Source organism: Micromonospora marina, from assembly GCF_900091565.1.
GTDB lineage: Bacteria > Actinomycetota > Actinomycetes > Mycobacteriales > Micromonosporaceae > Micromonospora > Micromonospora marina.
In genome coordinates this window covers 79672-98708 of the sequence record NZ_FMCV01000025.1, presented here as the reverse complement: position 1 = coordinate 98708, position 19037 = coordinate 79672, and the positions used below count along the sequence as shown (strand labels likewise).

15 protein-coding genes are annotated in these 19037 nt (G+C 69.0%); 11 read left to right on the top strand and 4 right to left on the bottom strand.

Translation table 11 applies throughout. From position 1 onward, the window contains the following. Window positions 1-90: 90 nt before the first annotated feature. A complete protein-coding gene (locus GA0070215_RS23985; protein WP_167361560.1) occupies window positions 91-960 on the bottom strand; it encodes an ArsR/SmtB family transcription factor in 870 nt (289 codons plus the stop codon). 311 nt (window positions 961-1271) lie between these two features. Beyond that, window positions 1272-2054 (bottom strand): hypothetical protein, encoded by a 783-nt coding sequence (locus tag GA0070215_RS23980; RefSeq protein ID WP_091050111.1) that lies wholly within the window; start codon window positions 2052-2054, stop codon window positions 1272-1274. A gap of 484 nt (window positions 2055-2538) precedes the next feature. On the opposite strand from GA0070215_RS23980, the gene GA0070215_RS23975 reads away from it, so the two are divergent. From GA0070215_RS23975 to GA0070215_RS23940, 8 genes are all read left to right on the top strand, one after another. Next, window positions 2539-3750, top strand: a complete 1212-nt coding sequence (locus GA0070215_RS23975; RefSeq protein ID WP_208600413.1) for an aldo/keto reductase — start codon at window positions 2539-2541, stop codon at window positions 3748-3750. 130 nt (window positions 3751-3880) lie between these two features. Beyond that, a complete protein-coding gene (locus tag GA0070215_RS23970) occupies window positions 3881-6001 on the top strand; it encodes a B12-binding domain-containing radical SAM protein (protein WP_244167119.1) in 2121 nt (706 codons plus the stop codon). A 47-nt stretch (window positions 6002-6048) separates the two neighbouring features. Then, a complete protein-coding gene (locus GA0070215_RS23965; RefSeq protein ID WP_091050104.1) occupies window positions 6049-6867 on the top strand; it encodes a dTMP kinase in 819 nt (272 codons plus the stop codon). Continuing rightward, window positions 6864-8096 carry a DegT/DnrJ/EryC1/StrS family aminotransferase gene (locus tag GA0070215_RS23960; RefSeq protein WP_091050101.1) on the top strand — a complete coding sequence of 411 codons (1233 nt, stop codon included), beginning with the start codon at window positions 6864-6866 and terminating at the stop codon, window positions 8094-8096. The genes GA0070215_RS23965 and GA0070215_RS23960 overlap by 4 nt, the downstream gene beginning before the upstream one ends. Further along, a complete protein-coding gene (locus GA0070215_RS23955; protein ID WP_091050098.1) occupies window positions 8093-9433 on the top strand; it encodes a formyltransferase family protein in 1341 nt (446 codons plus the stop codon). Before GA0070215_RS23960 ends, GA0070215_RS23955 begins: the two co-directional genes overlap by 4 nt. Before the next feature lie 27 nt (window positions 9434-9460). Then, window positions 9461-10141: a hypothetical protein gene (locus GA0070215_RS23950; protein WP_091050094.1), complete on the top strand. Its 681-nt coding sequence runs from the start codon at window positions 9461-9463 to the stop codon at window positions 10139-10141. A gap of 11 nt (window positions 10142-10152) precedes the next feature. Further along, window positions 10153-10974, top strand: a complete 822-nt coding sequence (locus GA0070215_RS23945; protein ID WP_167361559.1) for an exonuclease/endonuclease/phosphatase family protein — start codon at window positions 10153-10155, stop codon at window positions 10972-10974. Between the two features lie 263 nt (window positions 10975-11237). Continuing rightward, window positions 11238-11744, top strand: coding sequence for an NUDIX domain-containing protein (locus tag GA0070215_RS23940; RefSeq protein ID WP_341845024.1), 507 nt, complete (start codon window positions 11238-11240; stop codon window positions 11742-11744). On the opposite strand, the gene GA0070215_RS23935 is transcribed toward GA0070215_RS23940, so the two are convergent. Then, window positions 11729-12520: an endonuclease/exonuclease/phosphatase family protein gene (locus tag GA0070215_RS23935; protein WP_167361558.1), complete on the bottom strand. Its 792-nt coding sequence runs from the start codon at window positions 12518-12520 to the stop codon at window positions 11729-11731. The two genes, GA0070215_RS23940 and GA0070215_RS23935, sit on opposite strands and share 16 nt — an antisense overlap. A gap of 376 nt (window positions 12521-12896) precedes the next feature. Next, the gene (locus GA0070215_RS23930) at window positions 12897-14168 is read right to left on the bottom strand and encodes an MFS transporter (protein WP_091050077.1); all 1272 of its coding nucleotides are present in this window, start codon (window positions 14166-14168) and stop codon (window positions 12897-12899) included. Window positions 14169-14258: 90 nt separating this feature from the next. On the opposite strand from GA0070215_RS23930, the gene GA0070215_RS23925 reads away from it, so the two are divergent. From GA0070215_RS23925 to GA0070215_RS23910, 3 genes are all read left to right on the top strand, one after another. Continuing rightward, a complete protein-coding gene (locus GA0070215_RS23925; protein WP_091050073.1) occupies window positions 14259-15152 on the top strand; it encodes a winged helix-turn-helix transcriptional regulator in 894 nt (297 codons plus the stop codon). Between the two features lie 1888 nt (window positions 15153-17040). Next, window positions 17041-17370 (top strand): ArsR/SmtB family transcription factor, encoded by a 330-nt coding sequence (locus GA0070215_RS23915; RefSeq protein WP_377468148.1) that lies wholly within the window; start codon window positions 17041-17043, stop codon window positions 17368-17370. A gap of 82 nt (window positions 17371-17452) precedes the next feature. After that, a complete protein-coding gene (locus GA0070215_RS23910; RefSeq protein ID WP_141708242.1) occupies window positions 17453-18316 on the top strand; it encodes a hypothetical protein in 864 nt (287 codons plus the stop codon). Window positions 18317-19037 lie beyond the last annotated feature (721 nt).

Here is a 19037-nt window from a genome sequence, read left to right as displayed (position 1 = left end):
GGACGGCGACCGGCCGGCGAGAGCCGCACCTGCGCGGACGGACGCCGATTCCCCGTGCCGACCCGGCATCCCGCCTGGACGCGGGATCGGCTAATGGCTGATCTCGCAGTCGAGGTGGCTCAGCAGGGCCAGGCCCTCGCGATCGAGTTCGTAGAGGACCCGGCTGCCTGCTCGGCGGCGTCGCACCATCCCTGCGGCGGAGAGCGCGGTCAGATGCTGCGACACGGTGCTCGGCGCCAGGCCGACGGATCCTGCGACCGCGGTCGTCGTCGTTGGGGCGACGAGCGCCCGCATGACCGCCGCCCGGCCCCGCCCTACCAGGATGGCCAGCCGGTCACCCTGCTGCGGCTCGGCCTCCGGCGGCGCACTGTCGCCCACCTGCCCGTCGAGGACGGCAGCGCCACGGGCTTGGTAGGAGATGGCCGATCCGGCGGCGCCCTGCGAGAAAATCCGCATGCCACGGGCGAACAACACCGGCACCACGTAGAACTGGGTGCCGCGCAGGGTGGAGTTGATGTCGGTCTGGTAGGGCAGCGTCAGGTCCGGTCGTTCCCACTTCACCCGCCCGCCGAGGCTCTGCAGCATCGCGTCCGAACCCTCGGTGACGAGGGTCCGGCCCCGGAACAGGATCTCCTCTTCCAGCACGTTGCGCATCGAACGCCAGTAGGGTGCCATCGCGGTGTCCCAGTAGCGTCCCAGGAGATCCGTCAGGTGGGTGAGGCCGTCGGCCCCGTCGGCCAGCCGGAGCAGCGGCGCCGGGACGTCGGTCGGATAGAGCGCCTCCAGCTCACGCCGGACGGTCTCTGCGGGCGTCGCGCGAAGGGTCGCCAGTTCCTCCCGGATCGTGGGGGACGCCGAGGCCGGTACGGGCGTGAGGAAGGAGGGGAGCCGGAGGCTGCGCAACTGCGCGATCCAGGTTAACAGCTCCCGGCGGAAGCCGACCGGGAGGGCCCGCCGCACGGTGCTCGCCCACGTGCTGTAGGGATAGGGGACCTCGCTACGGTACCGGGCCAGCAATGCGAGGCTCGACAAAGCCTCCCACAGAGGACTGATCGCCACCCGTACGCCGAGCAGCGTTTCGTCATCGACAGTTAACCGGATCATCGGCTTGGCGGTGACAATGCGGAAGAACGGTGGACGTCCATTCCCGCGTTCGCAGATGCGGGCGCCAGCGCATCGTTACCAAGTGAAAAGCCGAGCCAAGGCGACGGAAGAGGTACGGCCCGCGCCGATCCGGATCCGGTCTCGGAGGGCAATCTTTCCCCGATCATCTACAGTTCCACTTTCATCGCGATGTCCTGACACAGCGTCAGCACATCGGTCACCCACTTCTCCGGCTTGTCGGGATCGAAATTCTGCATTGTCTCGACCGCCCAGTAGCGATCGAACGACAGAATGGCGGGATTGGCCGCCCGGAATCGGTGCGGACGCCATTTCGGCGAGTGACTACCGTATTGGCCGTGCTGTTCCAACAAGGCGTCGACGCTGTGCCCCAGCGCTTTCCGGGCGGACAGCACGGCGCTGTGCAGGTCACCGGATTCCAGCTGCCCGAGCGCGTCCTCGACGGAGTCGTCGGCGGCGCCCAGGGAGCGGGTGACTATAAGTGACCGGAACGCCGAGGCGTCGACCTCACGCTGGCGTTCGGCCAACCACTGCCCGCCGAGCAGCGGAACGCAGACGGTCAACCGCTCCAGCAGCATCTCCTCGCGGCCGGCGAGCACCTGCCCAGCGACCCGGTCCTTCTCGAACTCCTCCCAGGAGACCTTCGCGAGGATCTGCTTCACCTGGGTAGCCAGCCAGTACGTCGCCTCCCAGCGTCGATCATGGGCATAGAAGGACTCGGTCTGGATCTCGGGGGGATCCAGCGGCAGGTTGAGGATGCCGTGGTTCGGAGCCCGCCACGGCTCGTCGCACACGAGGTAAAAGTCGTAGTCACTTTTGGCGTTGCTCCACCCCTTCGCCGCCGATCCGACGAGCAGGACGGCACGGCACCCGTCCGGTACGAGCGACCGCTGCTGCAGGACCTCGAGGAACGGTATGGCTCCAGTCGTCAAGGAATGCCTCCATAAGTGTCTGCCCAGCCGGCGGTGACGCTGTGCGAATGATGTCGGCGATGGTTCTCGCGTCGGCCGCGTAATCGTGGACACGGAGAGCGGCGTGACCGGGAGAACTCAGCTGCGGACATAAGTTGCCGTCGGTGTGGCGACTCATGTGGACATGCTGCTCAAGATTGCCGGCACAGAACCTCTCCCCGTTTGATGTGCGGCGATGGAGGCAGGCTACGACAAGGGTGCCCGCCGGAGCAACACTCGCCCGTGATATTCCGGGCTCCGCAGGCGCGAGGCGGACTCGTCAATACACGGGATCGGCAGCGACGTCAAGCGATGCGCAGAGCGCATGTCCGCACACATTTATCTTGGTGGTAGCTCTGTTGAAGACCGTGCTATCGTGGCTGCAGGGATGGCTTCCCGTCAATGAGATGTCACGTTCCGTGACAAATTTCGGTGGCGGCGCCAGTCTGGGAAAGCTGCTGGTCGCGTGGGCGGCGGAATTGTCTCGGAGCGTATCCGCGCTCGGAGTTCCTTTCCGTATCCGCACGATCTCGACAACGGGGGAACGATGGCAGGTGACATACCGCTCCGTGTCCTAGGGGACACCGGCATCTCTGTGCCGGCGGTCGGCATGGGGTGTTGGGCGATCGGCGGTCCGGACCACAACCTCGGCATGCCGATGGGCTGGTCCACCGCGGACGACGCGGAATCGGCTGCCGGGCTGGAACGCGCCCATGCCCTCGGCGCCCGGCTGTTCGACACCGCCGACGTCTACGGTCATGGCCACTCCGAGCGCCTGATCGGGCAGCTCGTCGCGCAGGTGCCACGGGCCGACTTGGTGCTCACCTCCAAGGTGGGATATTTCCGGGGCACCGCGCCGCACGGCTTCGATCCGGGGCACATGCGGCGTCAGCTCGAACAGAGCCTGGAGAACCTGCGCACCGACCACCTCGACATATACTTCCTGCACCATTCCGACTTTGGCCCATACGACCGGTGGCTGCGCGGCGCCGCCGACACCATGCGCGCGCTGCGTGACGAGGGCCTGATCCGGGCAATCGGCATGCGCGGTCCGCACCGCTTCGCGCCGCAGCGGCGGGCTGGCGGCACCGCCGCGCGGGAGGACAAGTCGGCCACGTTCCGGCGGGTCTTCGACGTGGTCGAGCCGCAGATCCTGGCGGTCCGGGACAACCTGCTGACCCCGTCCGCCCGATCGGCGCCGATCATCTCCTTCGCCGAGCAGCACGGCTGCGGGATCCTGCTGAACAAGACACTCGGCCAGGGACTGCTGGTGGGAGTTAACGATCCCGCGCATCCCCGGGTCCTCGGCCCGGGCGATCACCGCTCCCGGAAGCGATGGTTTACTCCGGCGGCCGGCGTCGTCATCGGGGAAGGGTTGGCCCGGCTGCGAGCCATCGTCGGACCCGACCGGGCGGATCTGGTCAGGGTCGCGCTCTGGAGCGGCCTGCTCCGCAGTGAGAACGCCGCTGTCCTGGTGGGCTTCACCCGGGCCGCCCAGGTCGAGATGAACCTGACCTGCCTCGGTGAGCCGCCGCCCATCGACGTCATCGACGCGGCGCGCGCGGTGATGGCGGACGTGCAGCGGCGTCTCGATAACACCGGCGAGGTGTTCCTCGACGAGCGCCCGCCGATGTCCGCCGTCGCACCGCCAGTCGGCGCGACCGCTCCGAACCCATGACCTGACCGGTCCCCACACGAGCCGAGCTACGCGGTCTGGGCGACTACCGCCCCGACCGCTGGGAGGCGATGCCCGGCGCACACCACCGCGCCCGGGCGGTCCATTGAAGCTGCTGTCATCAGGAGGCGGAATGGATAACAACTGGCCTACGAGGTTGGTGCACGCCGTCAACGAGGTGGCGGGGCCGGGAACCATGCCGGCCGCGGCGCTGCACAACCTGTCTCCGGCGGAGCCGCTCGCGGTTCTCGACGCCGTCCGCGATTACCTGCCGGGACGGTCGACGATCACCGGCACCTACGAGGCGCGTCTGCTGGTGGCCGAACACCCGGCCGAGGGCGGGTGGTACGTCGCCAGCCTCGACGGACGCCCGCTCGGCGAGCGCGACTGGCCCGAGTGGACCCGGCACCGGTTGACGCTGCGTGACCCGGAGAGCTGGCACTCGTCGGCGGAACTGGCGGACTCGGGCGTTCGGCGTCTTTTCAAGCCCGAGATCCTTCTCGTGGCGCTTTACCACCCGGAGAACTTTCCGCTGCCGCGCTTTCCGTTGGCGATCTCCGACGTGGCGCGGGCAGCGCGGTCGACGCTCTCCGGCCGGGTCCGCATGATGGACATGCAACTGGGCGTATCGATGGACGATGTCATCGCCGCGACCAGGCAGGCACCCGACATCGTGGGGATCTCCGCGACGTTCGGTCAGCACGATCTCATGGTGGAACTGCTTGACGAGATCTACCGACGGCCGTCTCCGCCCCTGGTGCTGACCGGCGGCAGCCTCACCGTCCGCAACGAACAGCTCCTCCTCGCCCAGTACCCAGGGCTGCTGGTGGCCCGGGGCGCGGGCGAGCCGACCGTGGTCGACGTTATCGCGCACTTCCACGGCGACCTCGACCTGGCGGATGTTCGTGGGATCGGCTACAACGGCGCGGCCCGCGGCGGGGGGATGACGATCCGCCGCGCGCCCCGGCGGACCGCGACGGTGGCCAACCGTGCGCAGACCGACATCCTCCCGGAGCTGGACCTGCTCGACCGGACCTTCCGGCACCGCGGCGTCGCCCAACTCGAGACCAGTCGCGGCTGCACGAACTACTGCTCCTTCTGCCCACGCGGGCACAAGGGCATTTGGTCCGGCGCCGCCCCAGAGGGCCTGCCCTGGATGCTCGCCGCCATGAGCGAGGTGTTCGAACGCCACCCGCACCTGTCCCGGACGCTCTACCTGGTCGACGAGGAGTTCATCGGCCGGGGCGACGACGCGGCGCAGCGGGCTCTGGTGATCTCGCGGACCATGCACGACGCTGGCTTCCGGTGGGAGTCGTCGTGCCGAATCGACCAGGTGGTGGACCCGCAGCGTGATCGCGCCTGGCACCTGGAACGCGGGTACATGTGGCGGGAGCTCGTGGCGACCGGCCTGCGCCGGATGCTGTTCGGCGTGGAGTCGGGCGTGACCTCCATCCTCGAACGGTTCAACAAGGAGACGACCGGCGAGCAGAACGCCCTGGCGATCCGGACCTTGTCCGCGCTGGGAGTGCCGACCCGGTTCACCTACATCACCTTCGACCACCTGATGACGCTGGAGGAGCTGCGCGCGACGCACGATTTCCAGGCCCGCACCGACCTGCTGCTGCGACCTCTACACCACCTCAGCGTCGAGGAGATCGTCGACGGCGTCACCGATCCCAGGTTCGTCAGCGAGCACTCCCTCGGAGCGCCGTTCTACTCGGCGGTCTCGTACCTGCTGGTGTCGATGGAGTGCCTGCTGGGCGCCGCGTACACCCGACGGGTCGAGGCAGCCGGCCTGGCCGGCAAGCCGCGCCCGTCGATGGGCCGGGTGGACGCCTCCTTCGCCGACTGGCGCATCGGGCGCGCCTCGCACCACGCCCAGATGTGGGTCGACCGGAACTTCGCGCTGGACTACACCCTCAAGAGCCTGGAGAAGATCCTGGAGGGTGAGGCGTACCACGCGGTGCGCGAGGTGCGGCGCGTTATCAAGGCAGGTGCGTTCACGGTGCTCAGCAACATGGTACGGCTGATTGACAAGCAGTCGATCGGCGAGCACGACCAGGACGCCTTCGACCGCGAGCTGACCACCATGATGGACGCCGAGCTGCTGGTGATGACGGACGCCCTCGCGTCGGCGGTCACGGCGATCCGTGGCGCGCTCACCCCGGCCGCGGCCGAATTGCTCGACCGGGAGCACGACCGCTGGCGTCTGCGGTCGGGCTGGCGGCTAATCAACGCCTCCGACTCGTGCTGACCAGGCTGCGACCACCGCCTCGCCGCACCCCTGAGAAAGGAACCCGTATGACCGTGGACGAGTCCTCTGGCCGGCCCGGCCGCCGACGGTCGGATCACTCGCAAACACTGCCCGGACGGTTCATCGCCCTGGAGGGCCCGGACGGTATCGGCAAGACCACCCTCGCCGGTGCACTGGGCGCCCTGACGTACGACGAGGCCGTCGCTGCCCTGGTGGCACGGCCGGCCCCCGAGCCGGGGCGGCCCCTGGTTTTCGTGTCACGACGGCAGATTTCCGGCACCTCCGGGTACGCGGCGAAGCTCATGGAACACCTGTCGACGGTGCTGTGGCACAGCGGTGACAGCACGGATCTGCCCGACTCGTTCTGGGTGTCCGTGCAGGCGGCCTGGTTCACGGCGCACGCGACGAACGTGTTGGAGCCGCTGCTGCGCGCGGGACACGACGTGGTCGTTGACGGCTGGCTCTATAAGTTCTGGTCGAAACTGCTCCTGCAGGGCTACCAGCGTCACGACCTGGAGACGATCTTCGCCGAGGTGCGGAAACCGGACGTGGTCGTCCTGCTCAGCTCCGACGCCGGCATGCTCTACGACCGGCAGGGCCGCGGGTTCCGTGCCAGCGAGCTAGGCATGCACGCCGGCTACACCGAGCTCAACCGGGCCTCCTTCGTGACTTACCAGGAGCAGGGAATGCAGCTGCTGGAGCAGTTGGCCCGCGAATACCGGTGGCCGGTGCTCGCGATTGGCGCCGGAGAGCCGGTGGATGAGACCCGGGATCGGGTGTCCGCCCTGGTCACGGCGGCCCTGGCCACGGTGGGAGAGACGACCGGGCAGGACGGATCGGCTTACTCCAAGGAGGCAACGGCATGACGGCACTCGCCGCGCACGGCGGACCGAAGACCATGGACATCCCCGGCCCGCACTACCGGTGGCCGATCATCGACCCGAGCCTAGAGCGGGCGGTGTCGGACCAGATGCACCGGTCGCTCTCCGACCGCGACGCGCGGGGCATCATCGGCGAGTACGAGGCGGCGTTCGCCCACTTCGTGGGGACGCCCTACGCGATCTCGTTCAGCTCCGGGACGTCGGCCATCCACGCCATGTCCCGTATCGCCGGGCTCCGGCCCGGTGACGCAGTGCTCGCCCCGGCGTATACCTTCCTGGCCACCGCCTCGCCGTTCGCCTACGACGGTGTCGAGGTGATCTTCGCCGACGCGGACGACCACGGCAACGTGACGGCCGACAGCCTCGCCGCGAAGCTTGCCCCGAACGTCCGGGCCGTGATCGTCACTCACATGTGGGGCAACCCCTGCCCGATGGACGAGATCGTCGCCTTCTGCCGCAGCCATGACCTGCTGCTGTTCGAGGACTGCTCGCACGCCCACTTCGCGTCCTGGGGCGGCTCCCGGGTCGGCACCTTCGGCGACATGGCGGTCTTCTCCACCAACCAGAAGGCCATCACGACCGGCGAGGGGGGAGTGCTGGTCACCTCGAACGACCGTTACCGCGAGTTGGCCCTGCTGTATGGCCACTACAACAAGCGGTGCCTCAGCGAGATCGACTCAAGCGCCGAGTACTACCCCTTCGCGTTCACCGGGATGGGACTGAAGCATCGGATGACGACCCTCGGCGCGGCCATCGGCCTGCACCAACTGGCACAGGCCGACAAGATCGAGGCCCGCCGGCGGGGCGTGCTGTCCCGGGTCCGTCAGGAACTTGCCGACAATCCCGTGGTCACGCCGGTGCTGGTGCCCGAGGACCGAGGCCGGCACGGCCTCTACGTCACCGGCCTCCGATTCTGCCCGGAGGCGGCCACGGTGACGCGGGACGAGTTCGTCGCGCTGGCCGTGGCGGAGGGGGCGACTGAGGTCGACGCACCCGGCTCCACCCGGGACATCAGCGGCGAACCGCTCTTCGCGCGGCGCGATTCGTTCGCCCCGTGGAAACCCGAGCAGGTGGCGGCGGCGGCGCTGCCGGGGGTGCGGAGCTTCCAGGACGTCTTCCTGAAGATCCCGATCTGGGGCTACGAGGGGGACGAGGAACTGATCGAGGGCTATCTCGCCGCCCTGAACAAGGTTTCCGGCGCGGTCGCGCGATGACTGGTACCGCCCGGGCGGAAAGCGTGCAGCCCACCCGTTATCCGCTGCGACCCGCGGTCGACGGCGACGTCGCGCCCGAGCAGATTCTCCGGGCCGTCCCGGGCACGGAGGCCGCCGAACCCCCGACCGACGGTGTCGCGGCGGCCGCCCTGGCGGCCAGGCTGTGGCGACTGGACGGAACGGCGGACCTGGCTGCCTTCCACCGGGCGGTGGCCGGGCACCGGATCAGCTCGCCGGAGCCGAAGGCCCGGGCCGTGACGGGACCGGACGTGACGCTGCTGCACCACGTCGAGACCGCCGGCCTGTGGGTGCCACCGGTGGCGGCGAGGCTCGCCGGGCTCACGCCCGCGCTGGCCGAGGGATGGCTGGTCCTGGCGGCACACTGGGCGCGCCCGCACCTCCGGCAGGGGGATCCCCGGTATCTCAACGCCGCGTGCAAGCTGCTCGGCGGGGTGTGGCTGCGCCGCACCGAGGCATCGGGACCGGAGCGCGAGAGCTGGGACGTACCCCGCCTGGCCGGGCTGCTCCGGCTCGCCGCCCGGCTCGTCCGCGACGGCAGCGCGCAGCTGGCGGCGCGCCTGGACCGGCGCTCGGTTTCCGCCGCTGCAGCCGGTGCGCCTGACCTCGGCGTGCCGACGGTGCCCACGTCGGCGTCGGCGCGGATCGTGGTCGTCGCCCGCCGGGGGTCCGGCGGCGCCCGCCGGTTCCTCGGGGCCGCAGCCAGCGCCGGGCTCCCGGTCGCGGCGGTTTGCTGGTACGAGGCCACGATCCCCGGAACGGCCCTCGACTCCGGCTACGCACAGGCCTGGTACCCGCCGGAGCCGCCGGACGACCCAGCGCCGGCGACCGCGCCCCCGGCGGCGACCGAGTGCGACGCCGTCGACTTTGACGAGCTCGCCGACGTGCTGCGCCGCCACCGCGCCGACCTGGTGGTCCTGCTGGGCATGCCGGTCGTCCCGATGCGGGTGCTGGCCAACGTTCGGCTCGGCGCGATCAACGCACACAACGGCGCGCTGCCCGACTACCGCGGGATGGACGCGGTGGGCTGGGCCCTGCTGAACAACGATCCGGTGGTGTGCACTGTGCACCGGGTCCGGTCCAGTGCGGACACCGGCGAGATCATCGCCAGCGTGCCGGTCGCGCCGGAGCCCGCACCGACCCTGCGGGCCAGGGTCAAGGCCGCACAGGTGGCGCTACTGCTGGCCGCCGCCGCGCACGTGGCACGCCACGGCGAGCTGCCCGACACAACGCCGCAGCCGGCCGCCGGCGGCACCCGGTATTACCGCCTGCACCCCCATCTCAAGCGGCTGCTGGACGCCTCGCTGTACGCCGCTTGAACCGCTTCGAACAGGAGGAACGACCCCATGGCCGACATCCGTCATCCCGCCCTCGCCGCCCTCGGACAGATCGACTGGGAGGACACCGGCTCGATCGTCCGGGGCGGTGAGACCGTCTTCGACGCTCTGGTCAACGACCCCGAACTGCTGCCCGGGCTCCTCGACAACCTGCGGGTCGACCGCAGCTTGCGCGATTTGTGCGAGCGCTACGACTTCCTCGACAAGCTCGTGCTCCACGACGACCGCGCGGCGCAGGTGCGCATCCGGCTCCACCTCTACCGGTCGGGTTACTTTGACCGCCCGCACAACCACCGCTGGTCGTTCGCCTCGTATATCCTCAGTGGCCGGTACACCCACCGCATCTTCGGCAACGACCAGCAGTTCGGCGAGGACACCGACCCAGACAGCCTGGTGGCGGTGCACGAGCGGATCGAGGGTCCGGGCGACAGTTACGCTCTTCACCACACCAGCGTGCACACCGTCCAGGCCGAGGCCGACACCATCTCCCTCCTGCTGCGGGGGCCGGCCGCCAAGGACCGGTTCCTCATCCTCGATCGCGCGGCCGGTGGATCCTTCTGGGTGTACGGTGCTGCCCAGGAGAGCCCGGAGCAGAGAGCGAGCAAGCGCATGTCGGAGTCCTGCGTGGACGAGACGATCGGCCGCGTCGCGACGATCACCGGAGCGGCCTCGGCGGTCTTGCGGTCGTGATGGGTGACGCCATGCAGGGCGCCCTGTTCGGATTCGCCCCCACGGCGGCGGTCGACGAGAGAGTCGCTGGTGAGGAGCTGCGCGTCTGCGCACTCAACGTGCAGAGCGCCGGCGCCAGCCGGGCCCGGCCTCTCGCTAGCTGGCTGGTGGAGACCCAGTGCAACGTCCTCGCCCTGACCGAGCTGCGGGCGGGCGAGGGCGCGAGAGCGCTGCTCAACGCCCTCCGGGAGGAGGGGTACGACGTCGTCTGCACCGTCGCCCGTCCCGACGAGCAGTACGTCACCGCGGTGACGACCCGAGGCTTCGACGTAGCCCGGGTCGTGCCCGAGCCGGACAGCGCGCGCATCCTCGCCGTCGACCTGTCCGCCGCCGGCCGGTCGGTCCGTCTGGTGACAATCTACGCACCGACCAACGGGATGACACCCGACAGCAGCACCGCGCGGGCAGCCTTCCAACGCCGGTGTCTGGACTACCTGGCGTCGATCCGGACACCCGGCTTCTGCGTGGTCGGCGACCTCAACGTGCTGGACTCCACGGACCAACCCTGCGCGTCGGTGTTCGAGCGGCACGACTTCGAGTTCTACGCGGGGCTGCTGGCGCTGGGGGTGAGCGACACGCACCGGACACTGCATCCCGAAGCCACCCAGTTCAGTTGGGTCAGCGACCGGCTGGGGGCGCAGCGCCTGGACTACGCGTTCGCCGACGCCGCGGCGGGCTCGCTGGTGGGAAGCGACTACGACCACGAGCCCCGGCGGCAGAACCTGAGTGACCACGCCGCAGTGCGCACCATTCTGCGCTTCGCCCCGGAACACGATGGAGCGACTCCCGGCTGACCGGGAATCTCCTCGCGTTGGCGGAGCCGGTCGGGTCACAGACCCGTCCGGCTCCGCTGTCCCGCGCCACATGCCGATACCGGCCACGCCTCCCGTCGACCCCGTGCCACCCACGGTAAGGTTCCGGTTCATTCGGCCAGGTCCATCGAGCAACGCGTGGGAGATTTGTCGTGCTCACCCGTCAGGAGCCCCGTGCCATCGTCGCTGACCTCGTCAGGCGAGTGGTGCCGCACGACCGGCAGGAAGCGCTCGACCAGCAGGCGATGACCGGATGGGTGCGCTCCGGCGAGCCGTTGTTCCGCCGACACGCGCCGGCGGACCCGCCACGTCACCTCGCGGTCTACTTCGCATTGCTGGATGAGCGCGAGCGGTCGGTCATGCTCGTGGACCACCTCAAGGCGAACTGCTGGCTGCTGCCCGGCGGTCACGTCGACGAGGATGAGGATCCCCGGCACACGGTCGTCCGCGAGGCCGCGGAGGAACTCGGGGTCCTCGCCGACTTCCACAGCCGGTTCGGCGACGATCCGTTTTTCCTGAGCAGGACCTGGACGCGGGGTCACCACAGCCATGTGGACATGACCCTGTGGTTCATCCTCGAAGCTCGGCGCACGGACCCGGTGCTTCCCGACCCGCGGGAGTTCCGCTCGGTGCGCTGGTACGGCCTCACCGAGGTCAACTGGAACAGCGATGTCTACGACCCGCAGATGCACCGCTTCGTAGCCAAGCTCGACGCCTGGCTGGCCCGGACGGCGGACTACACCCCCACCTGACCGGCCTCGACCGGCGGGAGGCCGGTGACCGGGGACGTGAGCCCGAAGGTGGCCGTCATCGCCGAGTGGTCCGACAGCTTCGCCCGTCGGGGCGCGTGCAGGTAGGCGCAGCGGAGCACCAGGCCCGGATCGTCGCAGAAGACGTGGTCGAAGCGGTATCCCGCTCCGGACCGGCCGTACCAGGAGTGCTCCACCGTCCGAGGGTGCACATGCCGGTACGCGTCGATGAGGCCCGCCCCGGCGAAGGCCCGGTAGAAGTCGTACTCCCACTGGCCGAAGACGCGGTGTGCGGGCAGGTGCCCCGGCTCGACCACGTTCAGGTCTCCCGCGACGATCAGCGGACTGGCGTCCGGGTAGGCCCGGCCGAGCCGGGGAAGCATCGCCGCGACCTCGGTCTGGAACAGCCGCTTCGCAACGTTGCGGTGTTCCCGGGATCCACGCGACGGAACGTAGAGCCCCACGATGCCGAGCGTGGTCGGGCCCGTCAGGGCGATCCGCGCCGCGACGAAGCGGCCGGACATCCCGCCGGCGTAGAGCCCGGCCACGGGAGTCACGGCGCCGACGCGGGCCGCGACCAGGACGCGATAGTCACCGTCGGGTTCCGGGCAGAGCACCCTGTAGCCGTGTGCGTGCAGCGCGTCGGCGTGGGCGGCGCCGCTCCGAGGGATCTCGGTGAGCACCACGACGTCCGCGTCCGGCTGGCTGGCCAGCCACGACATCTGGGACCGGGCGCGGGCCGACGCTGCTCGCTGGACGTTCCAGGTAACCACGCCCACGCGCGGCTCCGATGGTTCGCCGACCGAGGGCGGCGGTTGTCGAGGGAACGGAACCATGAATGTGGGATCCCTGCGGTCGTCGACGGCGCTCCAGCCCGATTGTAGTGCCGTCGGGGGCACCCACGCCGCACGGCGTGACCGGGACGGCTCGGCGGAGTCAGCGGCCGACGCCCACTGGCTCCGGAACGGGCCGCGCGGCACGCCGCACGTTCCACGTGACCAGGCTGACGGGTGGCGGTGCCGGATTTGCGCCGGCCGGTGTCGGCAACCGGGAAGGTGATGCGTCCATGGTCAGATGTCCCCCCCGGTCGGCTGATCTTCGAGTCAGCATCCTGCCCGGCGTGCGACGCGCCAGCTCGCGCGGGAGGGGCCTCCCTCAGTGGCCGGCCTTCACCATGGCCTCCTCGTCCGGCGTCACGGCCGAGGACGGGTGGTCGGTGAGGTCGTGTAGGTGACGGACGGGAGAGAAGACCAACACGAGCGGAGCGCACACGACCGCGATGACCGAGACCAGCAGAGCGACCCGGCTGCCGTAGACGCTGGCGAGGGCACCAGCGGCCAGGCCACCGACCGGAATAGCGCCCCAGGTGACGAAGCGGACGGTGGCCATCACCCGGGACAGCAGGTCGGGTGGGCTAGCGACCTGGCGGTAGGTGCGGGTGATCACGCTCAACAGCACAACGCCGGCAGCGAAGACGGCGCTGCCGAGGGCGAAGCAGAGGTAACCCGCTACGCCACTGCCCAGCGGCACCAGGATCGCACCGGCCACGGAGACCATACCGGACAGCAGCAGAGCGCGGGCGGAACCGAGCCACCCGGTGAGCCGGGGAGTCAGGGCGGCGCCGATCAGCGAACCAACCCCTTCGACGGCGAGCAGCAGACCGACCAGACCGGCTGGGGCGGCGAGGGTGCGGACCAAGTGGAGCGGGTACAGCGCGATCTGCGCGCCGCACGCCACGCAGAGCGCCGTGGCCGCCCATGTGCACGGTGCCATCACCGGATGCCGGGAGACGAAGTGCCACCCTTCGCGGATCATGCTGCGTACCGGCGGCCAGCGGTCCGGCTTCTCCTTTGGCCGCGCCGGCAGCGACCGCAGCAAAAGCGCCGACACCAGGTAGCTCACCGCGTCGATCAGCAGCGTCGGCACCGCACCGAGCAACTGCACGGCCACGCCGCCCAACGGCGGGCCGCCCACCTGCGTCACCGCATGAGTGCCGGAGGTCAGGCTGTTGCGCGACTCCAGCTCCGAACGCTCCACGATGCTGGGAAGGAAGGTGGCGTTCGCTACGTCGAACAGCACGGTGCTGAAGCTGATCACCAGTGCGACGACGATGAGTTGTGCGACGGTCAGGTGTCCTGACCACCAAGCCAACGGGATGGACAGCAGCGCCACGGCCCGGGCCAGGTCGGCGCCCACCTGCATGCCACGCAGCGGCATGCGCTGCACGATGACGCCGGCCGGTAGACCGATCACCAGCCAGGCGACGTAGCCGGCTGCGGCGATGAGCCCCATCTCGAACGCATCGGCATCGAGCGCGATGAGCGCGGTCAGCGGTAGCGCGATCGCCGTGACTCCCGAGCCGACCGCACTGATCGTGCCGGCCGTCCACCACCTCCAGAAGACCCCGGCGCTGTGTCCGACACTCATCCGCCCCGACCCCGCATCCACGTCTGTCCGTTCCGATTTAAAACGGACTATAGTCGAGATCGAAGCCGGTGAACAGAAGGCGGTGGCAGGATGCGGAAGTCTGAACTGGCGAACGCGGAGTGTGGTATCGCTCAGGCACTCGGTGTCCTCCGTGACTGGCGGACGTTCCTCGTCCTGCGAGACATCGCCGGGGGCACGACCCGTTTCGACGCGCTGCAACGTGGTCTCGGAGTGAGCCGCCGGGTGCTCACCGAGCGCCTCGCCACCCTGGTGGAGCACGACGTGCTGCACCGCCGGTTCTACTCGCGGCACCCGCCGCGAGCTGACTACCTGCTCACCCCCAAGGGCGAGGCGCTGCTGCCGATTCTCATCGCCCTGCAGGACTGGGGCACCCGCCACGTGATGGATGACGGCAGCCTTACCGCCACGGCCGAGCCGGCCAGCGCGGAGGCGCAACGCGTCCGCCACCTCGTCGGACGCCGTCTGCCTGATGTTCTGCTCACCCGCCACGACGGCCGACCGGAACGGCTGCACACACCCGACTCATCGCTGGTGCTCTTCTTCATCCCGGGAGCGTTCGCCCCAGGCGACGCGGAACCTCCGTCGGGCTGGGAGGACATCCCGGGCGCGCGTGGTTGCACGGTGGAATCAACGACCTACGCCACCAGCCATGCCGACTTCGCGGCGGCCGGTGCCCGCGTCTACGGCGTCAGCACTCAGGCCCCGGAACAGTTGACCGCGTTCGTGGCGCATGCCCGGCTGCCCTTCCCCCTTCTGTCAGACGAGCACGGAAGGCTCGCCGCAGGCCTGCTCCTCCCTACCTTCCGTGCCGGGGGAGTCGATCGATTCAAGCGGTTGAGCCTGCTCGTCGACGCGAATGCTGTCGTCTGCTCGGTGCAGTTCCCGATCCGCGATCCGGCCGGCTCCGTCGCTGAGATGCTCGATCTGGTCCGGCAGATGTCGAGGGCGGGTGCCGGCAAATGAGCGCTGACGCTTCCCGAGACGCACCCCAGGGCCGAACAGGGCATCCACTACGTCAGTCTCGAACCCATCACCGCCCCCGGCTACCCCCGGCATCCTGCTCAACCTCGACGCCCACATCAGCGCCACCACCGGCTTCCCCGGCAACGCCAAGAGCCTCTGGATCGCCACCGACGACACCGGCATGCTGCTCACCGCCAGACACCGCTACGACCGCCCCACCGGCCGAAACGTGATCACCGGGCTCCTTCCCCACCTCGTCGACTCCTTCAGCATCCGCGGCGTGCCCGCCACAGCTTCACCACAGATGATCTCCTCGCCACCCACCCCCGCATCCGCGCCCGGCACGCCACCACACCCGACAGGCACCCCGTCGGCTCCGGACCGGGCCGCCGATTCCTCGACTGCGTGCTCGAGCACGCCACCGCCAGGCTCAACACGGAGTCGCTCGTCCTGGAGACCACACCCATACGCAGCATCGACGGCCCCGGCGACCCCGACCGGCACGCGAAACTCGCCTCGGCCGTCAACACGGCAACACGGCCGATCCACATCAGCGTCGTCTACCAGGACGACCTGCAGCGCCACCGGTCTGCCCAGGCGCTCACCGAAGTGCTCAACCTCCCCGAGAACAGCCTCACAACCGCGGGGAGCACTTCCTCGACGGCGCGCTCACCATCACCTTCGACAGCGCCAAGACCGCCATCCTGGTCGCCCGCCATGGTGTGTCAAGGTCCATGCCGAGGATGAGTTGGGTAGTCCGGGCGACCGGGCCCGGGGGCACTCCCGGATGGTGATGGAGACCCATAAGGGTGAGGTCGGCGGGATGGCGGTGGAGATCTTCTCACTGGAGCACCTTGACCAGCCCGAGGAGAGCACCCCAGCGGAGTTGGTCGTGTCCGCTCCGGATCCGCTCAGTCTGGCCGACGCCGGCTACCTCGCCACCTCCATCAGGAAGGCGGTCACGGCAGCCCGCCGAACGCACCGGCCGTACTGGCTGAGGCGGGCGCGTCCGTCCTGGTGTGTCGCGACGCACCAAGACGGCGACCATCTCGAGGATCGCATCCACTGGCCAGACGACTCGCCGCCTGTGCTGTTGTCGCTGCACAGCTCGGTGAGTACTGCCGGCGAGTCGTGCAGCGATGGGACGTACCGGCCGCCGGGGCTGGAGGTCGACCTGGAGCAGCACGCCGACGCGGTCGAGCCGGTAGTGAAGTTCGTGATCGAGGGCGCGACGGTAGCGTTGCGGCTCACGCTGAACGAGGCTGAGCAGGTGCGGACGGCGGTCGGACGAGTTGTGGCCATGGCGCGTGATACGGACAACCAGCTGGTTGGGGTCGGATTGGCCGGTCCAGCGCCGACGCCAGACCGGCCGCGCCTAGACCAGACCGTGGCCGATCTGGTGGTCCACGACGAGGGCTTGACGGCTGAGCAGAAGATCAGTGTGCTCCGCGGCGTGGTCGCCGAGCGACTTACCCAGCAGGGTCTGAGCGTCAGTGAGCAGGCTGTGCGGTTGAACTGCGCCGAGGAGCAGGCGCTGGACGCGGTGGTGGACTTCGCGATGTGGTCGCACACCGGCTACCTGCTTCCACCTGCCAAGCCGGCCGAGCCGCAGTGCCCGGTGTGGTGCGGTGGGGATTGCCTTACCGAAGACGGCGTCCGCCTGCACGACCGGCACGTGGCCGCCGTGTACGGCCAGCACCACGACCAACGACATCAAGGTAGCAACGGTCGACCTTCAGGCGTTCAACTCCCCCGACGGGTACGACGAGCCGCCATCAGTGACGCTGGCCATCGACAACCCGGAACAGCGCCCCACCGACATGACCAAGCTCGACGGGATGAACCACAACGCGGTCCGGAACCTGGCCGCGTCGCTGCTGTCGGGCTTCTGGGACCGTACGACGATCCGGCTCACCCCTCAGAAAGCGGCGAACCTCGGCGCGTCACTGATCGCCGCATCCCGCGCTGCCCACAACAACACCGCAGTCGAAGCCTGATGGCCCCTCAGGGAGAGGCGTCGGTCAGTGACCTCACCGCGCCCCTCGGACTCTCCCAGCCGACCGTTAGCCACCACCTGCGGATCCTCACCGAGGCCGGCCTGCTCGAGCGTGACAAGCGCGGCGTCTGGGCCTACTACCGGCTCGTGCCGTCCGCCATCGCTACGATCGCCGACCTGCTGACTCCGCCTCGCAAGCGAGCGATGAAGAAGACCCGCTGACCGACGCCACCGAAGACCGCCGCCAACGCCTCCTGACCCGGCGGCGCTCGGGCCGCAGGCGCGAAGGTTCTAACCTGCCGTCATGGGGGACGAGGAAGCGCAGCCGGAATTCAGGCAGTGGTACGACCGTGCGCTCGACGTCGGCCCGGCCGGAAATCAGGCCTTCTTCGGTCGGGACGTGCTGGCTGGCCTGGTACAGGGAATCCGCGACTTCCGAGAGCACCGGCAGCAGCGGTGGGACCAATACCATGGGCCTGGGGCGACGTTGCTGGGCTGCGCGATGTGGATGGACGACCCAGAACTCCTCGACGAACTCGCCAGGCTGCAGGCTGCCTGCGTGGTGGTCAGCAAGCAGGCCCGGGACAAGAAGGTGCAGCCGCCGGATCTGCCCTACAAGCTTCGCCGCCTGGCCGACCTCAACACCCGTACACCCGGTCTCCCGGTGTGCTATTTCCCCCCACTGGAGCAACTGACCTCCCTGATCGACGGTGAGCACCCGGTGATCGGACCCGGGTGGTCGCTGCCGCCCGGCGACGAGATGATCCCGACCGTGCGGACGATCGGCTTCCGCAAGGGCGTGGGCGCCAACGGGTCCATGCCGCCGATCCTGCACGCCAAGCTGGCGCTACTCGGCCGCCTCTGGGAACACGACGAGAACGACTTCGGACCGGCCGACGTCACCGCCTTCACCCCGAAGCGACTCTGGATCGGGTCAGCGAACTTCACGGCGTCGTCACGACGCAGCCTCGAGTTCGGCTTCTGGACGGAGGACCCCGTACTGCTGCGCGGTGCCGAGGAATTCCTACTGGACCTGATCGGCAGCTCAGAGGGCATCGACCCGGACGCCGACCTGCACCTGCCAGAACGGGCGCTACCGGACTTCGACGACGCCGCCATGGCGGAGGCGGCGGCCGAACTACGGTTCGCCGACCCCGAAGACGACTAACATCGCCGCACTCGGCCGCCCGCTCCCGCTGTCATCGAAGCGCGGATCACCGCGCCAAGGTCTGTGGGTGGCGCCAGCGGTCCCGCCTCGGTCCGAGTGAAGCGAGAGATGAAGGCGGTCATTGGGGAGCGTGCGTGCTACCTAATTATCGACATCGCCAGAACCCCCGGCGCTCAGATCCAAGGGATATCGCGGCCCGCATGGTGCTCCGATGGTGCTCGGATGTTCGGCACCGGTCGAGCACGGGCGGGTCGAAATCAGCACGGTGAGCCCAGCCGCGGCGAGCCCACCACCCTGCCCGTCGCCTGCAGCGCCTGGACCAGCCGAAACAAAAAGCCCTCCGCGTGGACGAAGGGCTTGCAAAACAGTACGAGCTATGAGACCTTGTATTAGGTGGGGAAGGTGGGTTACCCTTCCTCCTACGGATCAGAAGGTTAGGGGTTCGAGTCCCTTCGGGCGCACCACTTGAGCAAGGAATATAGCCAGTCGGCTATATTCCTTGCTTTCGTATGGGTCACGTGTGGGGCACGGTTGTGACACACGTTTGCGCAGGTCAGGGGCGGTTTCTTTCGGCGGTTGCACCCCCTCGGTCGGCTCCCGACCGCCGAGCAGCCACGGAGCAGCACGATCCACCATCTTGGATTCTTGGGTTGCGACAATGGGTAGCGGTGCGCCTGATTCCGCAGGTAGCGGCCTTGGCTTGTTCCGCACCGGAGGAGAC